Genomic DNA, 21,322 nt, shown 5'->3' with positions numbered 1-21,322 from the left:
CGAGTGAGGGTGAATCCATGACTGATACAACTGGCAAAATCAACCTGCTGGGTCTGACCCAGCCGGAAATGGAAAAATTCTTCGAGTCCATCGGGGAGAAACGCTTCCGTGCCGGTCAGGTCATGAAGTGGATTCACCATTTTGGCGTCGATAATTTCGAAGCCATGACGAACGTCGGCAAGGCGCTGCGCGAAAAGCTCGAGCGCCGTGCCGAAATTCGTGGTCCCGAAGTTGTCAGCGAGGACATCTCCAGCGACGGCACCCGTAAGTGGGTCGTGCGCGTAGAGTCCGGCAGCTGCGTCGAGACCGTCTACATCCCGCAGGGCAAGCGCGGCACGTTGTGCGTGTCCTCCCAGGCGGGCTGTGCGCTGGATTGCAGTTTCTGCTCTACCGGCAAGCAAGGCTTCAATAGCAATCTCACCGCCGCCGAAGTCATCGGCCAGGTGTGGATTGCCAACAAATCCTTCGGCAGTGTCCCGGCCACCATCGACCGCGCCATCACCAACGTGGTGATGATGGGGATGGGCGAGCCATTGCTGAACTTCGACAACGTTATCTCGGCGATGCATCTGATGATGGATGACCTGGGTTATGGCATTTCCAAGCGCCGGGTGACCTTGTCCACCTCGGGCGTGGTGCCGATGATCGATCAACTGGCCAAGCACATTGATGTTTCGCTGGCGTTGTCACTGCACGCACCGAACGATGCGCTGCGTAATCAGTTGGTACCGATCAACAAGAAGTATCCGTTGAAGATGCTGCTCGAGTCCTGCCGCAACTACATGTCGGCACTGGGCGAAAAGCGCGTGTTGACCATCGAGTACACGTTGCTCAAGGATGTCAACGACAGGCCCGAGCACGCCATCGAGATGATCGAGTTGCTCAAGGACACGCCTTGCAAGGTCAACCTGATCCCGTTCAACCCGTTCCCTCATTCGGGTTACGAGCGTCCTAGCAATAATGCGATCCGTCGTTTCCAGGACCTGCTGCATCAGGCCGGATTCAACGTGACCGTGCGCACGACCCGTGGTGAAGATATCGATGCGGCCTGCGGCCAGCTGGTCGGGCAGGTAATGGACCGCACTCGCCGCAGCGAACGCTATATCGCTGTGCGCGAACTCAGTGCCGAGACCGAAGGGGTTCAGGTGGCTGCGGCTCGAACCTGACTGCGAATTTGACTGAGAGGATCTCTATGTCTCTGCGCGCTGCGCTGCTGCTGTGTTTTGCCACGCTGCTGGTGGGCTGTGTTTCCACGGGCAACGTCGATCCGCTGAGTACCGGCAAGGGACGTGAGGAGGCTCGTCAGGCCTACGTGCAATTGGGTCTGGGTTATCTGCAGCAGGGGCAGATGGAGCGCGCGAAGGCGCCGCTGAAAAAAGCGCTGGAACTGGACAGTTCCGATGCCGACGCCAATTCGGCGCTGGGCCTGGTATTTCAGGCCGAGGCCGAGCCCGAGCTGGCCGATCAGTACTACAAAAAGGCACTGTCCTCCCGCCCCAAGGACGCTCGTATCCTCAATAACTATGGCAGTTTTCTTTACGAGCAGAAGCGTTACAAGGAAGCTTACGAGCGCTTTGAGCAGGCCGCCGACGATAACCTCTACGCTGAACGAGCAAGGGTTTTCGAGAACCTGGGCATGACCTCGCTGATGCTGGGCAACCGTGATGTGGCGGGGGAACAGTTCAGCAAGGCCTTGCGGCTCGACCGTCAGCAACCGCGCGCCTTGCTGGAAATGGCTGAGTTGTCTTACGAAGACAGGCATTATGTGCCGGCGCGTGACTATTACGAACGCTTCAGCCAGCTTAGCGAGCAGAATGCACGTAGTCTGTTGTTGGGTACGCGTCTGGCGAAGATTTATGACGATCGCAACAAGGCAGCCAGCTATGGTCTGCAACTTAAAAGACTCTATCCCGGTACGCCGGAATATCAGCAATACCTGTCGGAGCAATGATGAAAGCGGCGCATCCCGAAGTTGTAGCAGCCACTCGTACGAATCCTGGAGAAACGTTGCGCCAGGCACGCGAGAGTAAAAACTGGTCGCTGCCAGATGTGGCTCTGAGGCTGAACCTCACCGCGACTTCCCTGGGTTATGTCGAGTCAGGAGATTTTGACAAGCTCCCCGGTCATACCTTTGCCCGGGGATACATCCGTGCCTACGCGAAACTCATGGGCCTGGATCAAGGCGCGCTGGTCAGCCAGTTCGACCAGTACACCGGCACCGACGGCAAAGGCAGCAACGTGCATGCTTTAGGCCGTATAGAAGAGCCCGTGCGGCTGTCCCATAACATCCTGCGCATCGTCAGCCTGTTGCTGCTGGTGGCATTGATTGGCGGCGGTTTTGTCTGGTGGCAGGACCAGGCGACACTGCGCGGCAAGGAACCGACCAGTCTGGGCATGGAGCACGTCGAAGTCGAAAGCGCCGATGGCACCACGCAGATTCATCCGCTGGACGAGCCGGAAGATCAGGCGGTCGTTGAAGGGCAGAGCAACACGGCGCCATTGCCGTTGAACAACGCCGATTCTCCCGCATCAGCGCCGACGACTTCCGCTGCGCCAACCGCGCCTGCCCCGGTTACCACCGCGCCTGCAGTGGGGGCAGCCCCGACTCACGGCGCCCCGGCGATCCCGGTAGTGCCTGCTCACACCCCCACGAGTCCGGCCACCACGGCTGCACCCGCGCCGGCGCCCGCTGCTGAAGCCGCGCCGGTTGCGGCCGGTTTCGGTCGGGTGCAATTACAGTTCACTGCCGATTGCTGGTTCCAGGTCACCGACAGCAATGGCAAGGTACTGACCAGCGGCCTCAAGCGTGCCGGCGACAGCGTCGATGTCAGTGGCAAACCGCCGCTGGCGGTGCGCCTGGGTGTCGCCCATGCTGCGCAGGTCAGCTACAACGGTCAGCCGGTGGACGTCACACCTTTCACATCGGGCCAGACGGCTCGCATGAAGCTGGGGCAATAAGTCATGCACGGCGAATCTCCAATCAAACGTCGCGAATCTCGTAAAATCTGGGTCGGCTCCGTGCCGGTTGGCGGTGATGCACCGATTGCGGTGCAAAGCATGACCAACAGCGACACCAATGATGTGGCGGCCACCGTCGCCCAGATCAATCGCCTGGAAGCGGCCGGTGTGGACATCGTTCGTGTCTCCGTGCCGGACATGGACGCCGCCGAGGCATTCGGTCGCATCAAGCAACTGGTCAAGGTGCCGCTGGTCGCCGATATCCACTTCGATTACCGGATTGCCTTGCGCGTGGCGGAGTTGGGCGTCGACTGCCTGCGCATCAATCCGGGCAACATCGGTCGTGAAGACCGTGTGCGCGCGGTGGTAGACGCAGCCCGTGACCGCGGCATCCCGATCCGCATCGGCGTCAATGCCGGTTCACTGGAAAAGGACCTGCAGAAGAAATACGGCGAACCCACTCCGGCTGCGTTGGTGGAGTCGGCGTTGCGTCACGTCGAGCACCTTGATCGCCTGAATTTCCAGGACTTCAAGGTCAGCGTCAAGGCCTCGGACGTGTTCATGGCCGTCGAAGCCTATCGCCTTCTGGCCAGGCAAATCGTCCAGCCACTGCACCTGGGAATCACCGAAGCCGGTGGTTTGCGTTCAGGCACGGTGAAATCGGCCGTCGGCCTAGGTATGCTGCTGGCCGAAGGAATTGGCGATACCATTCGTATCTCGCTGGCCGCCGACCCTGTTGAAGAAGTGAAGGTCGGTTACGACATTCTCAAGTCGCTGCATCTGCGTTCCCGTGGCATTAATTTCATCGCCTGTCCGAGCTGTTCGCGGCAGAATTTCGATGTCGTCAAAACCATGAACGAGCTGGAAGGGCGCCTTGAGGACCTGCTGGTCCCGCTGGATGTCGCGGTGATTGGCTGTGTAGTGAACGGTCCTGGGGAAGCCAAGGAGGCCCATATCGGCCTCACCGGTGGCACGCCGAACCTGATCTACATAGATGGTAAGCCGGCGCAAAAGCTGACCAATGACAATCTCGTGGACGAGCTCGAACGCTTGATCCGTGAGAAAGCGGCCCAAAAGGCCCAGGCCGATGCAGCGCTTATCGTTCGCGGCTAACCAGTTTCCAAGGAATTTTTGTGAGTAAGTCTCTGCAAGCCATTCGTGGCATGAACGACATCCTGCCGGATCAGACGCCGCTGTGGCGCTATTTCGAAGGCACCGTTTCGCGTTTGCTGGATAACTACGGTTACCGCCAGATCCGTATGCCGATCGTCGAGTTCACCGACCTGTTCAAGCGCTCCATTGGCGAAGTTACCGATATCGTCGAGAAAGAGATGTACACCTTTGCCGACCGCAACGGTGACTCGCTGACACTGCGCCCCGAAGGCACGGCTGCGTGCGTACGTGCGGTGCTGGAGCATGGCATCACCGGCGGCGGCCAGGTGCAGAAACTGTGGTACATCGGTCCGATGTTCCGCCACGAGCGTCCGCAGAAAGGCCGTTATCGCCAGTTCCACCAGATCGGCTGCGAAGTGTTCAACCTTGATGGGCCAGACATCGATGCCGAACTGATCGTCCTGACTTGGCGCCTATGGGGCCTGCTGGGCATCCGCAGCGCGGTCAGGCTGGAACTGAACAGCCTGGGCACCAGTGAGGCGCGCGCCCGCTACCGTGAAGCGCTGGTCGAGTACCTGTCGGCCCGCCTGGAGCAATTGGACGAAGACAGCCAGCGCCGTCTGACGACAAACCCGCTGCGAGTGCTCGACACCAAGCATCCTGAAACCCAGGCCGTGCTAGTGGATGCGCCGAAGCTCGCCGATTATCTTGACGAGGAGTCGCGTGCCCACTTCGAGGGTCTGAAATCGCGTCTGGACGCCGCCGGGATTCCCTACGTGATCAATCCCAAGCTGGTGCGTGGCCTGGATTACTACAGTAAGACGGTTTTCGAATGGGTCACCGATCAGCTCGGTGCCCAGGGTACTGTCTGTGCAGGTGGCCGCTACGACGGTCTGGTCGAGCAGATGGGCGGCAAACCCACTGCCGGTGTCGGTTTTGCCATGGGCATCGAGCGGCTGGTCCTGCTGCTGGAGACGCTGGAGCAGGTCCCTGAAGAAATTTCGCGCACTGTCGATGTTTACGTCTGCGCCTTTGGCGAAGCCGCCGAATTGGCTGCACTGGCGCTGTCAGAGCGTTTGCGCGATCACTCCCCGAATCTGCGTCTGCAGGTCAATGCTGGGGCTGGCAGCTTCAAAAGCCAGTTCAAGAAGGCCGACAAGAGCGGTGCGCCGTATGCGCTGATTCTTGGTGATGAAGAGCTGGCTCGCAAGGAAGTGGGCTTCAAACCTTTGCGCGGTCAGGGCGAACAACAAAATATTGCCTGGGATGCTCTTTCCGAGCACCTGGCCTCCTGCATTGTGCAGGCATGAAGCTAATAAACAGCCGAATTGGATAGGAGTATTGGGGTGTCGAGTACTGATGATGAACAGCTGGCCGTGGTCAAGGACTGGTGGCAGCGTAACGGCAAGCCTCTGGTCACCGGCGCTCTGCTTGCGGTGATCGTGGTGTTGGGCTGGCAGTTCTGGCATCGCCATCAGAACAGTCAGGCACAAGGTGCATCGGCCCTGTACCAGCAGTTGCTGGAAACGGCGCTGACCCCAAGCGGTCAGGCAGATGCCGGTCAAGTGGCTGAAATCGCCGGCAAGCTCAAAAGCGAGTTTGGTGGTACGGCCTACGCTCAATACGGCAGCCTGTTCGTGGCCAAGGTTGCGGTCGATACTGGCAAGCTGGACGACGCTGCAAACGAACTGAAGGCCGTCAGCGACAAACCGGTCAATCCGACCCTTGGCGAAATCGCCCGTCAACGTCTGGCTCGCGTGCTCGCTGCGCAGAACAAGGCTGACGATGCGCTGAAGCTGCTCGACGGTCAGGTCGACAAGTCGTTCGAGGCCGCTCGTGAAGAGCTGCGCGGCGACCTGCTGGTTCAGTTGGGTCGTACTGATGATGCCTACGCTGCATACAAGAAGGCCAAGGCTGCGCTGTCCGAACAATCGGCGGTGGGCGGTCTGCAAATGAAGCTCGACGATCTGGCGAAAGGGGATGCGTGACGTGATTCGTTGGAAACATGCAGCATTGCTGGCTCTGGCCATTCTGGCCGCGGGTTGCAGCAGCAACAGCAAAAAGGAATTGCCTCCGGCCGAGTTGACCGACTTCAAAGAAGAAGTGGTTCTGCAGAAGCTGTGGAGCCGCTCGGTCGGTGACGGCCAGGGCGACATCTACAACATGCTGGTTCCCGCCATCGACGGCGAGAACATCTACGCTGCCGACGCCAACGGTCTGATCATGGCGATCAACCGCGGCAACGGTGATGTGGTCTGGAAGAAAGAGCTCGAACAGCCTGTCTCCGGCGCAGTCGGTGTGGGTTTTGGCCTGGTCATGGTCGGCACCCTGCGTGGCGAAGTGATCGTTCTCGACGAAGCCACCGGTGAACAGAAGTGGAAGGCAAAGGCGACCAGCGAAGTACTCTCCGCGCCAGCCACCAATGGTGATGTTGTCGTTGCCCAGACACAGGACGACAAGGTTATCGGTTACGATGCCGCCACCGGCAGCCAACGCTGGATCTACGAAAGCACGCCTGCGGTCCTGACTTTGCGTGGCACCGGTGCACCGATCGTTACCTCTCAGTTGGCCCTTGCTGGCCTGTCGACCGGTAAGGTCGTGGCGCTGGACACCACCAACGGCGTGCCGGTCTGGGAGCAGCGCGTAGCGATTCCACAGGGCCGCTCGGAGCTGGATCGCGTGGTCGACATCGACGGCGGGCTGCTGTTGTCCGGCAGTACGCTGTACGTCGCAACCTATCAGGGCCGCGTTGCGGGTCTGGAACTGCAGAGCGGCCGTGTGCTGTGGCAGCGTGATGCGTCGAGCTATTCGGGCGTCGCCCAGGGTTTTGGTAGCGTCTACGTTTCCCTGGCCAACGGCACCGTCGAAGGCGTCGATGAGCGTTCGTCCACTGCGCTGTGGAGCAATGACTCGCTGGCTCGCCGCCAGTTGGGATCGCCTGAAGTGTTCTCCAGCTACGTAGCGGTTGGCGACATGGAAGGCTATCTGCATCTGCTCAGCCAGGTCGACGGTCACTTCGTTGGCCGTGAAAAGATCGACAGCGATGGCCTGCGTGCACGCCCGCTGGTTTCGGGCAACACCATTTACGTCTTTGGTAACAGCGGCAAGCTGGAAGCCCTGACGATCAAGTGATGGCTGTCTATGCTGGGGAAGGCCTTTCAACGGCTCTCTCCGGCAGCCCCGCTCTGACGGGGCTTGCGGCACTTTGGTGTCGCTCCGAACTCCGGCCGCTGCCTTGCAGCGGCTTTTGTATTTTCTGAAATAACGAAGTGGAGAGCCGCATGGTTCCCGTAATCGCCCTGGTGGGTCGACCGAACGTCGGCAAGTCCACCTTGTTCAATCGCCTGACCAGGACTCGCGACGCCATCGTCGGCGACTTGTCCGGTCTGACCCGTGATCGCCAATACGGTGAGGCCAAGTGGCAAGGGCGTACCTACATCCTGATCGACACCGGCGGTATTTCTGGTGATGAGCACGGCATGGACGAAAAGATGGCCGAGCAGTCGCTGCTGGCCATCGAAGAAGCCGATGTCGTGTTGTTTCTGGTAGACGCCAAAGCGGGCTTTACCGCCGCCGACCAGATGATTGGCGAGCACCTGCGCAAGCGCAACAAAACCTCGTATGTGGTTGCCAACAAGGTCGACAACATTGACCCTGACATGGCTCGCGCCGAGTTCGCCCCACTGGGCATGGGCGATGCAATCCCGGTCGCCGGTGCTCACGGTCGCGGCATCACGCAGATGCTGGAAATCGCCCTGCGCGACTTTCCCAAAGACGCCGATGAAGTGGAAGAGGGTGAAGAGGAAGACGTTGCCGAGGGCGAAGAAGCCAAGCGCATCCCTGGCCCGAGCGAAAAAGATGGCATCAAGATCGCGATCATCGGTCGCCCGAACGTCGGCAAGTCCACGCTGGTTAACCGCATGCTCGGGGAAGACCGCGTCATCGTCTATGACCAGCCCGGCACCACCCGCGACAGTATCTACATCCCGTTCGAACGTAACGACGAGAAGTACACGCTGATCGACACCGCCGGCGTGCGCAAGCGCGGCAAGATCCACGAAGAAGTCGAAAAATTCTCCGTGGTCAAAACCCTTCAGGCGATTAAGGACGCCAACGTGGTGATCTTCGTGATGGACGCCCGAGAAGGTGTCGTCGACCACGATCTGAATCTGCTGGGCTTCGCCCTGGAAGCCGGTCGTGCGCTGGTCATTGCTTTGAACAAGTGGGACGGCATGGTGCCGAGCGAGCGCGATTATGTGAAGACCGAGCTGGAACGTCGGTTGTTCTTCGTCGACTTTGCCGATATCCATTTCATCTCTGCGTTGCATGGCACGGGTGTCGGCAACCTGTATCAATCAGTGCAGAACTCGTTCAAGTCAGCTGTTACGCGCTGGCCGACCAGCCGTCTGACCCAGATCCTCGAAGACGCGGTCAGTGAGCACGCGCCACCGATGGTCGGTAGCCGTCGTATCAAACTGCGTTACGCTCACTTGGGTGGTGCGAACCCACCGCTGATCGTGATCCACGGTAACCAGGTCGAGAAGGTTCCGAAGTCTTACGTGCGTTATCTGGAAAACACCTACCGTCGTGTGCTCAAGCTGGTCGGTACCCCGATCCGCATTGAGTTCAAGGGCGGTGAAAACCCGTACGAAGGCAATAAGAACACGCTGACCGACCGCCAGGTCAACAAGAAGCGTCGCTTGATGTCGCACCACAAGAAAGCCGACAAGAAACGACGCGACAAGCGTTAATCGTGTAACGGACTTTCTTTGAAAAGGCGCAAGTAGCGCCTTTTTTTGTGAGCGTCGTCTGGGCTATTCTGCGAGTCCCCGTGCCGTTCTGGAGCTGGGTGTGGAGCAGGAAAACCCCATGATCACCAGCAAATTGCCGAACGTTGGTACCACTATTTTCACCGTGATGTCCCAGCTTGCAGCCGATACCGGTGCGATCAATCTGTCTCAGGGTTTTCCCGACTTCGAAGGGCCCGACGCGCTGCGCGAAGCCCTTTGCCGCCGCACCATGGACGGGTTCAACCAATATGCGCCGTCGGCCGGACTGCCCGCATTACGACAGCAGGTCGCTGCCAAGATCGAGCGCTCCTACGGTCGTCAGGTCAATGTCGACACCGAAGTCACCATCACGCCCGGTGCGACCCACGCAATCTTTTGCGCGATTCAGGCCGTCGTGCGCGCGGGCGATGAGGTCATCGTGTTCGACCCGTGTTATGACAGCTACGCGCCTTCGGTCGAGCTGGCAGGCGGGCGTTGCGTGCATGTGCAACTCAAGGACGGCGAGTTCTCCATCGATTGGGAACAGCTCGGCGCGGCGCTGAGTCCCAAGACTCGCATGATCGTGATCAATACGCCCCACAACCCCAGTGGCGCCCTGATCACCCGTGAGGAACTGGACCGACTGGCAGCGCTGATCCGCGACCGGGACATTTACCTCGTCAGTGATGAGGTGTACGAACATCTGGTATTCGACGGCGTGAAGCATGTCAGCGTCCTGGCGCATGAAGAGCTTTATGAACGTGCTTTCGTGATCAGTTCGTTCGGTAAGACCTATCATGTGACTGGCTGGAAAACCGGTTACCTGATAGCGCCCCCCGCGCTCACTGCCGAAATGCGCAAGGTCCATCAGTTCGTTGCTTTCTGCGGTGTTACTCCGTTGCAATGGGCCTTGGCCGACTTCATGGCGGCGTGCCCGGAACATGTCGAAGAATTACCAGCGTTCTATCAGGCCAAGCGTGATTTCTTTTGCGACCGGCTGCAAACCTCGCGCTTCACCTTCACGCGCGCTGCCGGGACTTATTTTCAACTGGTCGATTACTCGGGGATTCGTCCTGATCTGAACGACGTCGAGATGTCGCTATGGATGACCCGTGAACACGGGGTAGCGAGCATTCCGCCATCGGTGTTCTACCAGAACCCGCCTGAAGGCCAGCGTTTGATTCGCTTGTGCTTTCCCAAGCGTGAGGAGACGTTGCTTCAGGCAGCGGAAAAACTATGCGCGATCTAAGCCCGCTGCAAAGCCTGAACATCGCCTTGGTGCAGACCACTCTGGTCTGGCATGACTGCAAGGCTAACCACGCGCACTTCGAAGAACTGCTCGCTCAAGCGGAGGGCGCTGACCTGGTGATTCTGCCGGAGATGTTCACCACAGGGTTTTCGATGGCGTCCCAGATGCTGGCCGAGCCCGAGAACGGCATCACTTCACAGTGGCTGCTGAAGCAGGCCAGGCGCCTTGATGCGGTGGTGACGGGCAGCGTGATCATTCGTGCTGCCGATGGCAGTCACCGCAACCGTCTGCTGTGGGCGCGTCCCGATGGCGAGCTTTTGCACTATGACAAGCGCCACCTGTTCCGCATGGCCAACGAACACGAGCATTACAGCCCCGGCGAGCGGCAAGTGCAGTTCGAACTCAAAGGCTGGCGAATTCGCCCGTTGATCTGCTACGACCTGCGTTTTCCCGTGTGGAGCCGGGGCGCGCAGGGCACCGATCTGCTGCTGTACACGGCCAACTGGCCAGGGGCCAGACGTCTGCACTGGAACCGTTTGCTGCCGGCACGGGCCATCGAGAACCTGTGTTATGTGGCAGCGGTAAATCGCATCGGCATTGATGGCAAAGGCCTGGGCTATACCGGCGACAGTCAGGTACTGGATTTTCAGGGCGAGAGCCTGCTGAACAGCGGCGAGGCCGATGGCGTGTTTCACGTCAGCCTGTCCGCCGAAAGCCTGGCGAGCTATCGGCAGAAATTCCCGGCATATCTCGACGCTGATACATTCGAGATACACTAAAGTCATAGAGTTTACGGGGTTTGCGGTCGATAGCGTTGTACCAAAACAGGAGATCGGTATGACCACCATCAGCACGTCCTCACTTGCTTCTTACGCCAGCAGCTTTACCGTAGCGGTCAAGAAAGACGCCACCACGACTGCCAGCACCGACAGCGATACCTCGACCACGGCGGCCGCTGCCACCAGTTCCACCACGCAAGCTGGCGGTGCCAGCGCAGCAGGTGGCGCGGGCTCAAGCTCCAGTTCTTCCAGCGAAAGCGAGCAGGCGATCGAGAAGCTTGAAGCCCAGATCAAGGAAACCCAGAAGCAACTGCAGCAACAGGAACAGCAACTGGCGGCCGCTCAGGTCAGCAAAGGTTCGGACGAAGAAAAAGCGCAGCGCGCAATGGCCATCGAAGGCCAGATTTCATCTACTGCTGCCACGCTTGCTACGCAAGAAGCTGCATTGGTGCAGCTGGAGAAGTCCGGCAGCATCAACACCACCGCCTGATCCTCTTACTCGCAAGCGCTCCACGGCCATTGGCTATGGGGCGTTTTTGCGTGCGCGAAACGATGCTCTTCAGTTCTTTGTACACTGGCCGATACAAAGTGCACAGAACAGGAGTTCATCATGACCACAATCAATACGAGTTCGTTGAGTGCTTACTCCAGCGTGTTCACGGCTGGGTTCAAGAATGACGAGTCCGCCAAGAGCGATGCGACTACCGCCAATGTGAGTCTGCGAGGCAACGTCTACCATGATCCTCAGGCTAAAGGCGCCGACAAGGCCGGTGACGAGCCCGCGTCGCCGACCGACCAGGCGATTAAGCAGTTGCAGGAGCAGATAAAGCAGACCCAGAAGATACTGCAGCAACAGCAGGCTCAACTGGCAGTCGCGCAGAACAGTAAAGCGCCCGACGAAGAGAAAGCACAGCAGGTGATGGCGGTCCAGCAGCAGATTGCTAGCACCATGGCACAGTTAAACGCTCAGCAGGCGGCGTTGCTGGAATTGATGAAAGGCACGGTCAGCACCACCGCTTGAGCCCAACGCCAGGAAATGAAAAGGCCCTGAAGCCTATGCTCCAGGGCCTTTTTTAGGGATATCGCATTGAGGTGTAGGCTTTCACCGGGTTTGAACCCCTGTTAGCAATACGGCTTGCCGGCGATAGCTATCTTTAGAACGCTATGGCCGACAAACCGCGCTGCTACACCGTGTACCATCCTGCCGCGTCCTAACGATCAAGCAGCCTGCGCGGTTTCGGCCTGGATCAGCGCGCGGTTTAATGCACTGAACAGTGCCTTGAAGCTGGCGGTGGTGATGTTTTCGTCGATGCCCACACCGTGCACGGCGCGCTCACCGTTTACACGCAGTTCGATATAGGCTGCGGCCTTGGCCGTGGTGCCTGCGCCGATAGCATGCTCGTTGTAATCCATGATCTCCGCCTTGACCGGCAGACCCGCCACCAGTGCCTCCAGCGCGCCGTTGCCGCGGCCTTTCCAATGCAGATTGCTTTCGCTATCACCCTTGCCGGTGACTTCGACTTCAACAGCGCTGTGACCGTTCTCTTCCTGCAGACGATGGCTGACCAGGGCATAGGGCTTGTTGGCTTGCAGGTATTCGGTCTTGAACAGCGAGTAGATTTGCTGCGCGGTCATTTCCAGGCCCAGACGATCGGTCTCGCCCTGAACCACTTGGCTGAACTCGATCTGCATGCGACGTGGGAGGGAGATTCCGTATTCCTGCTCCAGCAGGTAAGTGATGCCACCTTTGCCGGATTGGCTGTTCACCCGAATGACCGCCTCATAGCTGCGGCCGATGTCCGCCGGATCGATCGGCAGGTAAGGCACTTCCCACAGCGCGCCGTCTTTTTGCTGGGTAAAGCCTTTGCGGATAGCGTCCTGGTGCGAGCCGGAGAACGCGGTATGGACCAGGTCGCCGACGTACGGGTGGCGCGGATGCACCGGAATCTGGTTGCACTCTTCGACGACCTTGCGCACGCCGTCGATGTCGGAAAAATCCAACTGCGGGTTCAGGCCCTGGGTGTACATGTTCAGGGCAACCGTCACCAGGTCGACGTTGCCGGTGCGCTCGCCGTTGCCGAACAGGCAGCCTTCGACGCGGTCGGCGCCGGCCATCAGGCCCAATTCGGTCGCGGCCACGCCTGTGCCACGGTCGTTGTGGGTGTGCAAGCTGATGATCACGCTGTCGCGACGGTTGATGTTGCGGCAGAACCACTCGATCTGGTCGGCGTAGATATTCGGGGTTGCCACTTCGACGGTGGCTGGCAGGTTGAGGATCACCTTGTTCTGCGGTGTGGCATTCCACACTTCGATTACGGCGTCACAGACTTCCTTGGCGAAGTCCAGCTCAGTGGCGCTGAAGGTTTCCGGCGAGTACTCGAACTGCCATTGGGTTTGCGGCTGTTGGGCGGCGTATTTGACGAACAGTTTGGCCGCGTTGACCGCGATGGCTTTGACCCCATCCTTATCCTGGTTGAAGACGATGCGGCGGAACGACGGAGACGTCGCGTTGTAAAGATGCACGATGGCTTTCTTGGCGCCGCGCAGGGATTCGAAGGTGCGGGCGATCAGGTCTTCACGGCCTTGGGTCAGCACCTGGATGGTGGTGTCGTCCGGAATGTGACCGTCTTCGATCAAGGTACGCACGAAGTCGAAATCGGTTTGCGATGCGGCCGGGAACGACGCTTCGATTTCCTTTACGCCAACCTGCACCAGCGTTTTCCAGAAGCGCAGTTTTTTGACCGAATCCATTGGCTCGATCAGCGACTGGTTACCGTCACGCAAGTCGGAGCTGCACCAGATCGGCACCTCGGTAATGGTCTTGGAAGGCCAGGTACGGTCAGGCAGGTCGATGGTCGGAAACGCGCGGTACTTCGCCGAGGGATCGTTGAGCATGGTCATGTTAATAATCCTTTTTTGTACTCAGGGCCGGGGGAGGGCGGCCAGCCGATTTACTGGACAGACAGGGTCAAGGCACCGCGATTTAGCCTGGCAGTCGAGCACTGACGAGGCGGAGGCAACGATGTTGACGCAGCAGAATGAGGGTGTGAGCAGTTTTCATGTGTGCAACGTAACCAATGGGGTGAAAGCTGACAAGCACTTGCAAAAAATTGGGAGATGATCTCGGTAAAGCCGGATTTACAGGATTTCGTGGCGTCCGGCGATGCGTATGTGAAATTTTATTGCGGAGCGTTGTCGATTGGCGAAAACGCGGGTCCCGGCCCGCATTGTCGCTGCTACCGGGCCATGCGCTGCCGGAAGTCGGCACACCCTGAATGATCAGGGCTGGAATGCGTTGATGAAGATCGCCGGATCGACCCGTGCATCGTTTAGGCTGACATTCCAGTGCATATGCGGCCCCGTCGCACGCCCCGTCGAGCCAACGCGCCCCACCACCCCCCCACGAGGCACCGCATCGCCGACTTTCACGTCAATCTTCGACATATGACAGTACATGCTGATGAAGCCTTGCCCGTGGTCGACGAACACCGTGTTGCCGTTAAAGAAATAATTGCCGATCAGAATGACCTTGCCAGCGGCAGGGGCTTTGATGGGCGTGCCCGCCGGAACGGCAAAGTCCAGACCTGCGTGGGGATTGCGTTCTTCGCCATTGAAGAAGCGCCGTACACCGAATTTGCTGGAGAGCGGACCATCGACGGGTTTATCCAGCAGCAGGTTGCTCGGCGTAACCGGGCTGAAGCTGCGATAGGCGCGCACTTGCACATCCAGTTCCTGCTCGATGCGTTTCAAGTCATCGGGGTTCGGATTGACCTGACGCTGATTCTTCAGCGTGATGTGCTGCTCAGGGTACTTCTTGCTGCCCACCGTGAACGGCAGATTGCGGCCTGCGCTGCTGACTTGCTGTGAAGTGCCGGGTTTGATGCTCAGCGCAATGCCCACCACCGCCAGCCACCGTGCATCCTGATCCTTGACCACCAGTACCGGTTTGCCTTGAAAGGTTGCTTTCGGTGCTTGAACAGCCGGGCCAAGGTCGATCACCGCGACGCCGCCGGGTACGGGCTTGTTCAAAAGGCGGGCGATGTAACTGTCGGCATATGCCGGGAGCGTCAGACACAGGGCCAGCGCGGCACCGATCAGAGAACGGAAGGTAAGAAGCGGCATCGATCAGTCCAGAAGAGAAAGGGTGACGGGTGTCAGATGATTGTCCTCGACCCGCACTTGCAACTCGCCTTCGCCCAGCTTTGCCGTCAGGCGTTGGCCTGTGTGGGTCTGTTCGGCTGCGCGAATTGCCCTGCCGCGCTCGTCCAGCAGGATGCTGTAGCCGCGACCCAATGTGGCAAGCGGGCTGACCACGTTCAGCGTCTGCACCTGGCTTTGCAATTGCAAGCGACGGGTCTTGAGGTCTTCCTTGATGGCGCGGGGAAGGCGCTCGGCCAGCACGGTCAGGCGCTGACGCAGGAACGCCAGGGTGCGTCCCGGATGTTGTGCAGCCAGACGGCTTTGCAGGTGGCTCATGCGCACCTGGCGTTTGTGCATTTGCTGTTCGAACGCCCGGCGCATGCGCATGTCCAGATCGTCCAGACGCTGGGCACGCTGGCGCAGGCGCTCACCTGGATGACGCAAGCGGCGAGAGATGCCGTCCAGCCGCAGCTGTTCGCGCATCAGCCGATCCTGCATGCGACTGATCAGGCGCCGTTGCAGGCTCTCCACGCGACGGTGCAGGTCGCTGGAATCAGGAGCCAGCAGTTCGGCAGCAGCGGAGGGCGTCGGTGCGCGGATGTCGGCCACGAAATCACTGATGGAAACATCGGTTTCATGGCCGACGGCGCTGACGATCGGCGTCACGCAGGCATCGATGGCGCGGGCCACGGCCTCTTCGTTGAAGCACCACAAATCCTCCAGCGAACCTCCGCCTCTGGCCAGGATCAGCGCATCAAAGCCACGGGAATCGGCCAGTTTCAGTGCGCGAACGATCTGGTTAATTGCCTCTCGACCCTGCACCGCGGTCGGGATCAGCGTCAGTTCGACCCGCGGCGCGCGGCGGCGGAACACGCTGATGATGTCGCGAATCACCGCGCCTGTGGGCGAGCTGATGATACCGATGCGCTGCGGATGCAGGGGCAGGGGTACCTTGCGCTCAGCACTGAAAAGGCCCTCGGCGTTGAGTTTTTCTTTCAACGCATCGAAAGCCAACCGCAGCGCGCCATCACCGGCCGGCTCGACGGTGTCGAGGATCAACTGATAGTCGCCGCGCCCCTCGAACAGCGAGACCTTGCCACGCACTTTGACCGCCAGCCCGTCCTTCAGTGCCTGGCGCACCCGCGCAGCGTTGCTGCGAAACAGGGCGCAGCGCACCTGCGCGCCGGTGTCCTTAAGCGTGAAGTACACATGACCGGAAGCCGGTCGCGACAGGTTGGAAATCTCACCCTCGACCCAGATGTTGGAAAACACATCTTCCAGCAGCACGCGAGCACGGCCGTTGAGCTGGCTGACGGTGAGGATTTCCCGGTCAAGGCCGAGTCTTGCGAAGGGGTCTTTGATCATGGCAGGCATGATAAAGGCATTGGGGCACGTTGTCGTGTACTCGCACCTGCAGGTGCAAGGCTTGTCGGTTGCTACAGGCGAAGCGGGACGCCATTTCGAGTATGCTGTGCGCCGCCGCCCATCCAAGGAGGAAATAATGGTCACTACCCTCGCCGAGCTATCGGACGTTTTCAATCAATTGGGGTTGACCCCAATGGACTGGTTGTTCATCGAAGGCGGGGTCATCGCGGCCTATCTGGTCTTCGCCATCGCCGGCTTCGGCACGGCGCTGGTGGCCGGTCCTGTGCTGATTCATTTCATGCCGTTGTCGCGGATCATTCCGCTGTTGGTCATGCTGGATTTCATCGCTGCGTTCAGTCACCTGCTGCCATCGCGCGAGTCGGTGGTGCGCGCCGAGCTGCTGCGCATGGTGCCGTGCATGGCCATCGGTTGTACGTTGGGGGTGCTGTTCCTGCTGAACCTTAAGTCCGACGTGCTTCTATTAATGATGGGGCTGTTTCTGGTCGGCTACTCGCTTTACAGCCTCGCGGTTAAAGTCCGGCCTACCCAGCTGTCGGCCATCTGGTCGGTGCCCATGGGGACTATAGGTGGACTGTTTGGCGCCCTGTTCGGTAGCGGCGGCTTTTTGTATGCGATCTACCTCAACGGGCGCTTGACCGATAAAACCCAGGCGCGCGCCACGCAGAATGCGCTAATCAGTTGCAGTACCCTGGTGCGGCTGAGCCTGTTCGTGATCACCGGCGTCTACGCGCAAATGTCGTTGCTGCTGCTGGCCGTGTGCCTGTTACCCGCGATGATGATCGGCTCGTGGGTTGGCCGGCGTCTGGTCATGCGCCTGTCCCGCGAGACATTCGTGCGGCTGGTCACCTGGCTGGTGCTGATCAGTGGCATCACGTTGATCGGTCGTTACCTGACAAGCTGAAAACGTGCTGCTTGACGTGATCGGCGGTGGTATTAAGCTGCCGTCCCCCGATCCAGCGTCAGGCAGGCCCGACATGAATACCCAAAGCATCATTGTCCCGCAGATATCCAGCTTTCCGGCCCATGAGGCCAAAGCGCGGGCGATTCTGCGCTGGCTGGTGAAGCTCGATGTCGTCGAGCAAACGCTGACCACGTGCGGCCGCAGTTTCAATCGCATGGCCTACGCGATTGCGCCCGGCGCCCGACGCTTTGTCGAAAACCCTGATGCGTTGCCTTACGGCCAGCCGGTCAATGGCCTGGAAATCGTGCTCAAGCGCTGTATCTATACGCCGCAGCAGGGTTTCAAGGAGGAAGCCGGTTGCCCCGAATGTCGTCGCGAGATTGGCGAAGCGCTGTTCGACAGTCTGGAAGAATGGATGCCGGGCCATACCGATAACTTCATTTGCCCGGAATGTCGCCATGAGGACGACATCAATGGCTTTCTTTTTCTCGATCCCTGCGGCTTTTCCAACCTGGGATTTATCTTCAATAACTGGCTGGACGCAGGCTTCAAGGCCCGTTTCGTAGAAGAGTTCGCCGAACGTCTGGACCGCCCGGTGTCTTTCGTCAAAGTGCGGCTATAAAAAGAGGGGTTTGATGCTCAATCGAGTCGATCATGGTGGTGCGCAAATAGCCTGATCTTTACATTGAGCAAGGAGACCTGTCTGGGTATAATGGCGCGCTTCCATTTTCCCGCTCGGGAGCCCAGCGATGCTGCGTATCAGCCAAGAAGCCCTTACATTCGACGACATTCTCCTTGTGCCCGGTTATTCCGAGGTGCTTCCCAACGAAGTCAGTCTGAAAACCCGATTGACCCGTGGCATCGAACTGAACATCCCCCTCGTTTCCGCCGCTATGGACACCGTCACTGAAGCCCGTCTGGCCATTGCCATGGCTCAGGAAGGCGGCATCGGCATTATCCACAAGAACATGACCGTCGAGCAGCAGGCTGCCGAAGTGCGCAAGGTCAAGAAGTTCGAAGCGGGTGTGGTCAAGGACCCGATCACCATCGAGGCCGACGCCACGGTTCGGGACCTGTTCGAACTGACCCGTCAACACAACATTTCCGGCGTTCCGGTCCTGCACGACGGTGAACTCGTCGGCATCGTGACCTCCCGCGACGTTCGCTTCGAAAACCGTCTGGATGTGCCCGTGCGTGAAGTGATGACGCCCAAAGAGCGTCTGGTCACCGTTCGCGAAGGCGCCGACAAGTACGAAGTCCGCGAGCTATTGCACAAGCATCGCCTGGAAAAAGTCCTGATCGTCGACGACAAGTTCGCGCTCAAGGGCATGATGACCGTCAAGGACATCGAGAAATCCAAGGCCTACCCGCTGGCCAGCAAGGACGACCAAGGTCGCCTGCGTGTCGGCGCTGCGGTGGGCACTGGTAAAGATACCGGCGAGCGCGTCAGCGCACTGGTCGCTGCAGGCGTCGACGTTATCGTCGTCGATACCGCTCACGGTCACTCCAAAGGTGTGATCGATCGCGTTCGCTGGGTCAAGCAGAACTTCCCCGACGTGCAGGTCATCGGCGGCAACATCGCCACCGGCGCGGCCGCTCGTGCATTGGTCGAAGCCGGCGCTGACGGCGTCAAGGTCGGTATCGGCCCTGGCTCGATCTGTACCACCCGTATCGTTGCAGGCGTCGGCGTGCCGCAAATCAGCGCCATCGCCAACGTCGCCTCGGCGCTGGAAGGCACCGACGTTCCCCTGATTGCCGACGGCGGCATCCGATTCTCCGGTGACCTGTCCAAGGCCATCGTGGCCGGTGCCTATTGCGTGATGATGGGCTCGATGTTTGCCGGTACTGAAGAGGCGCCGGGCGAAATCGAACTGTTCCAGGGTCGTTCGTACAAAGCTTATCGCGGCATGGGCTCGCTGGGTGCGATGTCCCAGGCGCAAGGCTCCTCGGACCGCTACTTCCAGGATTCGTCCGAAGGCGCCGAGAAGCTGGTACCGGAAGGTATCGAAGGTCGCGTTGCCTACAAAGGCTCGCTGGCCGCCATCATTCACCAGTTGATGGGTGGCCTGCGTTCTTCCATGGGCTATACCGGCAGCGCCCACATTCAGGAAATGCGCACCAAGCCTGAATTCGTACGCATCACTGGCGCCGGCATGGCCGAGTCCCATGTGCATGACGTGCAGATCACCAAGGAAGCGCCGAACTACCGGGTCGGCTAAAGCCTTCGTCTACGAGCTTCAAGCTTCAAGCGGTAGTTGCACAATGCAGCTACCGCTCAGATATCGCTAATCTTTCAGCTTGCAGCTTGACGCTCGCAGCTGCTCCAGAGAGTTTTCCATGGCCCTCGATATTCACGCCCACCGCATCCTTATCCTGGACTTCGGTTCCCAGTACACCCAACTGATCGCCCGCCGCGTGCGTGAAATCGGTGTGTATTGCGAGCTGCACCCCTTCGACATGGACGACGAAGCGATTCGCGAATTCGCGCCAAAAGGCGTCATCCTCGCCGGCGGCCCCGAGTCCGTGCACGAAGCCGACAGCCCGCGCTGCCCGCAAGCCGTATTCGACCTGGGCGTCCCGGTTTTCGGTATCTGCTACGGCATGCAGACCATGGCTGAACAACTCGGCGGCAAAGTTGAAGGCTCCGAGCTGCGCGAGTTTGGTTACGCCCGAGTCGACGTCGTCGGCAAAAGCCGCCTGCTCGATGGCATCGAAGACCACATCGATGCGGACGGCCTGTTCGGCCTCGACGTATGGATGAGCCACGGTGACAAGGTCACCAAATTGCCTGCAGAGTTTCATGTGCTGGCCAGCACTCCAAGCTGTCCGATTGCCGGTATGGCCGACGACACTCGTGGCTATTACGGCGTGCAGTTCCACCCGGAAGTGACCCACACCAAGCAGGGCGGTCGCATCCTGTCGCGCTTCATCCTCGACATCTGCGACTGTGAAGCGTTGTGGACTGCGTCGAAGATCGCCGAGGACGCCATCGCTCAGGTCCGCGCTCAGGTCGGCACCGATAACGTGCTGCTGGGTCTGTCCGGCGGTGTTGACTCTTCCGTGGTTGCTGCCCTTCTGCACAAGGCCATCGGCGACCAGCTGACCTGTGTCTTCGTCGATAACGGTCTGCTGCGTTTGCACGAAGGCGAGCAAGTAATGGCCATGTTCGCCGAGAACATGGGCGTCAAGGTGATCCGCGCCAATGCCGAAGCGCAGTTCCTCGACAATCTGGCGGGCGAAAGCGACCCTGAGAAGAAGCGCAAGATCATCGGCCGCACGTTCATCGACGTCTTTGATGCCGAATCGAACAAGCTGCACAACATCAAGTACCTGGCACAGGGCACTATCTACCCGGACGTGATCGAGTCCGCTGGCGCCAAAAGCGGCAAGGCTCACGTGATCAAGTCGCACCACAACGTGGGCGGCCTGCCGGAAGAGATGAACCTGAAACTGGTCGAGCCGCTGCGCGAACTGTTCAAGGACGAAGTCCGTCGCCTGGGCCTGGAACTGGGCCTGCCGTACGACATGGTCTACCGTCATCCATTCCCGGGTCCGGGCCTGGGTGTTCGCATCCTTGGCGAAGTGAAGAAAGAGTACGCCGACCTGCTGCGTCGCGCCGACCACATCTTCATCGAAGAACTGCGCAAAGCCGACTGGTACCACAAGGTCAGCCAGGCGTTCGTGGTGTTCCAACCCGTGAAGTCGGTAGGCGTCGTAGGCGATGGTCGTCGTTACGCCTGGGTCGTCGCCCTGCGCGCCGTTGAAACCATCGACTTCATGACCGCACGTTGGGCACACCTGCCTTACGAACTGCTGGAAACCGTCAGCGGCCGCATCATCAACGAAATCGAAGGCATCTCCCGCGTGACGTACGACGTGTCGAGCAAGCCGCCGGCGACGATTGAGTGGGAGTAGGGGGTATTCGCAACTATCTGATTTAGTTGTAAAAAATAAGTATAGATAGTGACTTTTACTGTGTCATCAATGGCGTTTTTCATGGCGCGGATGGTTGGCATCAGCACAAGTG

19 protein-coding genes are annotated in these 21,322 nt (G+C 59.4%); 16 read left to right on the top strand and 3 right to left on the bottom strand.

The features are described from left to right. The first annotated feature begins 17 nt into the window (after positions 1-17). From rlmN to B3I26_RS26025, 12 genes are all read left to right on the top strand, one after another. Complete coding sequence (rlmN, locus tag B3I26_RS26080; RefSeq protein WP_296262146.1) at positions 18-1,166, top strand: 23S rRNA (adenine(2503)-C(2))-methyltransferase RlmN; 1,149 nt, start codon at positions 18-20, stop codon at positions 1,164-1,166. Positions 1,167-1,192: 26 nt separating this feature from the next. Beyond that, positions 1,193-1,951, top strand: coding sequence for a type IV pilus biogenesis/stability protein PilW (pilW, locus tag B3I26_RS26075; RefSeq protein WP_296262142.1), 759 nt, complete (start codon positions 1,193-1,195; stop codon positions 1,949-1,951). Further along, positions 1,951-2,958, top strand: a complete 1,008-nt coding sequence (locus tag B3I26_RS26070; protein WP_296262138.1) for a RodZ domain-containing protein — start codon at positions 1,951-1,953, stop codon at positions 2,956-2,958. The genes pilW and B3I26_RS26070 overlap by 1 nt, the downstream gene beginning before the upstream one ends. Positions 2,959-2,961: 3 nt before the next feature. Then, positions 2,962-4,071 (top strand): flavodoxin-dependent (E)-4-hydroxy-3-methylbut-2-enyl-diphosphate synthase, encoded by a 1,110-nt coding sequence (gene ispG / locus B3I26_RS26065; RefSeq protein ID WP_296262136.1) that lies wholly within the window; start codon positions 2,962-2,964, stop codon positions 4,069-4,071. 20 nt (positions 4,072-4,091) lie between these two features. Next, positions 4,092-5,381 (top strand): histidine--tRNA ligase, encoded by a 1,290-nt coding sequence (gene hisS / locus B3I26_RS26060; RefSeq protein ID WP_296262134.1) that lies wholly within the window; start codon positions 4,092-4,094, stop codon positions 5,379-5,381. Positions 5,382-5,417: 36 nt separating this feature from the next. Next, positions 5,418-6,059: a YfgM family protein gene (locus B3I26_RS26055; RefSeq protein ID WP_296262132.1), complete on the top strand. Its 642-nt coding sequence runs from the start codon at positions 5,418-5,420 to the stop codon at positions 6,057-6,059. Further along, a complete protein-coding gene (gene bamB, locus B3I26_RS26050; RefSeq protein ID WP_296262128.1) occupies positions 6,052-7,203 on the top strand; it encodes an outer membrane protein assembly factor BamB in 1,152 nt (383 codons plus the stop codon). The genes B3I26_RS26055 and bamB overlap by 8 nt, the downstream gene beginning before the upstream one ends. A 149-nt stretch (positions 7,204-7,352) precedes the next feature. Next, positions 7,353-8,822 (top strand): ribosome biogenesis GTPase Der, encoded by a 1,470-nt coding sequence (gene der, locus B3I26_RS26045; protein ID WP_296262126.1) that lies wholly within the window; start codon positions 7,353-7,355, stop codon positions 8,820-8,822. 118 nt (positions 8,823-8,940) lie between these two features. After that, a complete protein-coding gene (locus B3I26_RS26040; protein ID WP_296262124.1) occupies positions 8,941-10,089 on the top strand; it encodes a pyridoxal phosphate-dependent aminotransferase in 1,149 nt (382 codons plus the stop codon). Then, entirely contained in the window at positions 10,077-10,868 is a 792-nt protein-coding gene (locus tag B3I26_RS26035; protein WP_296262123.1) for an amidohydrolase, read from the top strand. Before B3I26_RS26040 ends, B3I26_RS26035 begins: the two co-directional genes overlap by 13 nt. 58 nt (positions 10,869-10,926) lie before the next feature. After that, positions 10,927-11,358 (top strand): hypothetical protein, encoded by a 432-nt coding sequence (locus B3I26_RS26030; protein ID WP_296262120.1) that lies wholly within the window; start codon positions 10,927-10,929, stop codon positions 11,356-11,358. 120 nt (positions 11,359-11,478) lie between these two features. Next, positions 11,479-11,889, top strand: coding sequence for a hypothetical protein (locus B3I26_RS26025; protein ID WP_296262117.1), 411 nt, complete (start codon positions 11,479-11,481; stop codon positions 11,887-11,889). 197 nt (positions 11,890-12,086) lie between these two features. Here B3I26_RS26025 and leuA read toward each other — a convergent pair whose 3' ends face one another. From leuA to xseA, 3 genes are all read right to left on the bottom strand, one after another. After that, positions 12,087-13,769, bottom strand: coding sequence for a 2-isopropylmalate synthase (gene leuA, locus B3I26_RS26020; protein ID WP_296262114.1), 1,683 nt, complete (start codon positions 13,767-13,769; stop codon positions 12,087-12,089). Between the two features lie 378 nt (positions 13,770-14,147). Next, positions 14,148-14,990, bottom strand: a complete 843-nt coding sequence (locus B3I26_RS26015) for a M23 family metallopeptidase (RefSeq protein WP_296262113.1) — start codon at positions 14,988-14,990, stop codon at positions 14,148-14,150. 3 nt (positions 14,991-14,993) lie between these two features. Continuing rightward, the gene (gene xseA / locus B3I26_RS26010; protein WP_296262289.1) at positions 14,994-16,373 is read right to left on the bottom strand and encodes an exodeoxyribonuclease VII large subunit; all 1,380 of its coding nucleotides are present in this window, start codon (positions 16,371-16,373) and stop codon (positions 14,994-14,996) included. A gap of 136 nt (positions 16,374-16,509) precedes the next feature. Between xseA and B3I26_RS26005 the strand changes: the two genes are divergently transcribed. The 4 genes from B3I26_RS26005 (at position 16,510) to guaA (ending at position 21,210) form a co-directional block, all read left to right on the top strand. Continuing rightward, positions 16,510-17,295 (top strand): sulfite exporter TauE/SafE family protein, encoded by a 786-nt coding sequence (locus B3I26_RS26005; protein ID WP_296262110.1) that lies wholly within the window; start codon positions 16,510-16,512, stop codon positions 17,293-17,295. Between the two features lie 73 nt (positions 17,296-17,368). Further along, positions 17,369-17,917, top strand: coding sequence for a sugar ABC transporter ATPase (locus tag B3I26_RS26000; RefSeq protein WP_296262108.1), 549 nt, complete (start codon positions 17,369-17,371; stop codon positions 17,915-17,917). A gap of 127 nt (positions 17,918-18,044) precedes the next feature. Next, positions 18,045-19,514, top strand: coding sequence for an IMP dehydrogenase (gene guaB, locus B3I26_RS25995; protein WP_133752266.1), 1,470 nt, complete (start codon positions 18,045-18,047; stop codon positions 19,512-19,514). 118 nt (positions 19,515-19,632) lie between these two features. Further along, positions 19,633-21,210: a glutamine-hydrolyzing GMP synthase gene (guaA, locus tag B3I26_RS25990; RefSeq protein ID WP_296262104.1), complete on the top strand. Its 1,578-nt coding sequence runs from the start codon at positions 19,633-19,635 to the stop codon at positions 21,208-21,210. The last annotated feature ends 112 nt before the right edge of the window (positions 21,211-21,322 follow it).

The organism is Pseudomonas sp. UBA5706 (genome assembly GCF_002419965.1).
Lineage (GTDB): Bacteria > Pseudomonadota > Gammaproteobacteria > Pseudomonadales > Pseudomonadaceae > Aquipseudomonas.
This window is presented reverse-complemented; position numbering and strand designations above follow the sequence as displayed.

Excerpts from the sequence above, each read along its gene's own strand:
- B3I26_RS26035 (WP_296262123.1), top strand. The coding sequence starts at position 10,077 with ATGCGCGATCTAAGCCCGCTGCAAAGCCTGAACATCGCCTTGGTGCAG.
- B3I26_RS26070 (WP_296262138.1), top strand. The coding sequence starts at position 1,951 with ATGAAAGCGGCGCATCCCGAAGTTGTAGCAGCCACTCGTACGAATCCT.
- guaB (WP_133752266.1), top strand. The coding sequence starts at position 18,045 with ATGCTGCGTATCAGCCAAGAAGCCCTTACATTCGACGACATTCTCCTT.
- B3I26_RS26040 (WP_296262124.1), top strand. The coding sequence starts at position 8,941 with ATGATCACCAGCAAATTGCCGAACGTTGGTACCACTATTTTCACCGTG.
- der (WP_296262126.1), top strand. The coding sequence starts at position 7,353 with ATGGTTCCCGTAATCGCCCTGGTGGGTCGACCGAACGTCGGCAAGTCC.
- guaA (WP_296262104.1), top strand. The coding sequence starts at position 19,633 with ATGGCCCTCGATATTCACGCCCACCGCATCCTTATCCTGGACTTCGGT.
- xseA (WP_296262289.1), bottom strand. The coding sequence starts at position 16,373 with ATGATCAAAGACCCCTTCGCAAGACTCGGCCTTGACCGGGAAATCCTC.
- B3I26_RS26000 (WP_296262108.1), top strand. The coding sequence starts at position 17,369 with ATGAATACCCAAAGCATCATTGTCCCGCAGATATCCAGCTTTCCGGCC.
- B3I26_RS26025 (WP_296262117.1), top strand. The coding sequence starts at position 11,479 with ATGACCACAATCAATACGAGTTCGTTGAGTGCTTACTCCAGCGTGTTC.
- B3I26_RS26030 (WP_296262120.1), top strand. The coding sequence starts at position 10,927 with ATGACCACCATCAGCACGTCCTCACTTGCTTCTTACGCCAGCAGCTTT.
- ispG (WP_296262136.1), top strand. The coding sequence starts at position 2,962 with ATGCACGGCGAATCTCCAATCAAACGTCGCGAATCTCGTAAAATCTGG.
- pilW (WP_296262142.1), top strand. The coding sequence starts at position 1,193 with ATGTCTCTGCGCGCTGCGCTGCTGCTGTGTTTTGCCACGCTGCTGGTG.
- bamB (WP_296262128.1), top strand. The coding sequence starts at position 6,052 with ATGCGTGACGTGATTCGTTGGAAACATGCAGCATTGCTGGCTCTGGCC.
- rlmN (WP_296262146.1), top strand. The coding sequence starts at position 18 with ATGACTGATACAACTGGCAAAATCAACCTGCTGGGTCTGACCCAGCCG.
- B3I26_RS26005 (WP_296262110.1), top strand. The coding sequence starts at position 16,510 with ATGGTCACTACCCTCGCCGAGCTATCGGACGTTTTCAATCAATTGGGG.
- leuA (WP_296262114.1), bottom strand. The coding sequence starts at position 13,769 with ATGACCATGCTCAACGATCCCTCGGCGAAGTACCGCGCGTTTCCGACC.
- B3I26_RS26015 (WP_296262113.1), bottom strand. The coding sequence starts at position 14,990 with ATGCCGCTTCTTACCTTCCGTTCTCTGATCGGTGCCGCGCTGGCCCTG.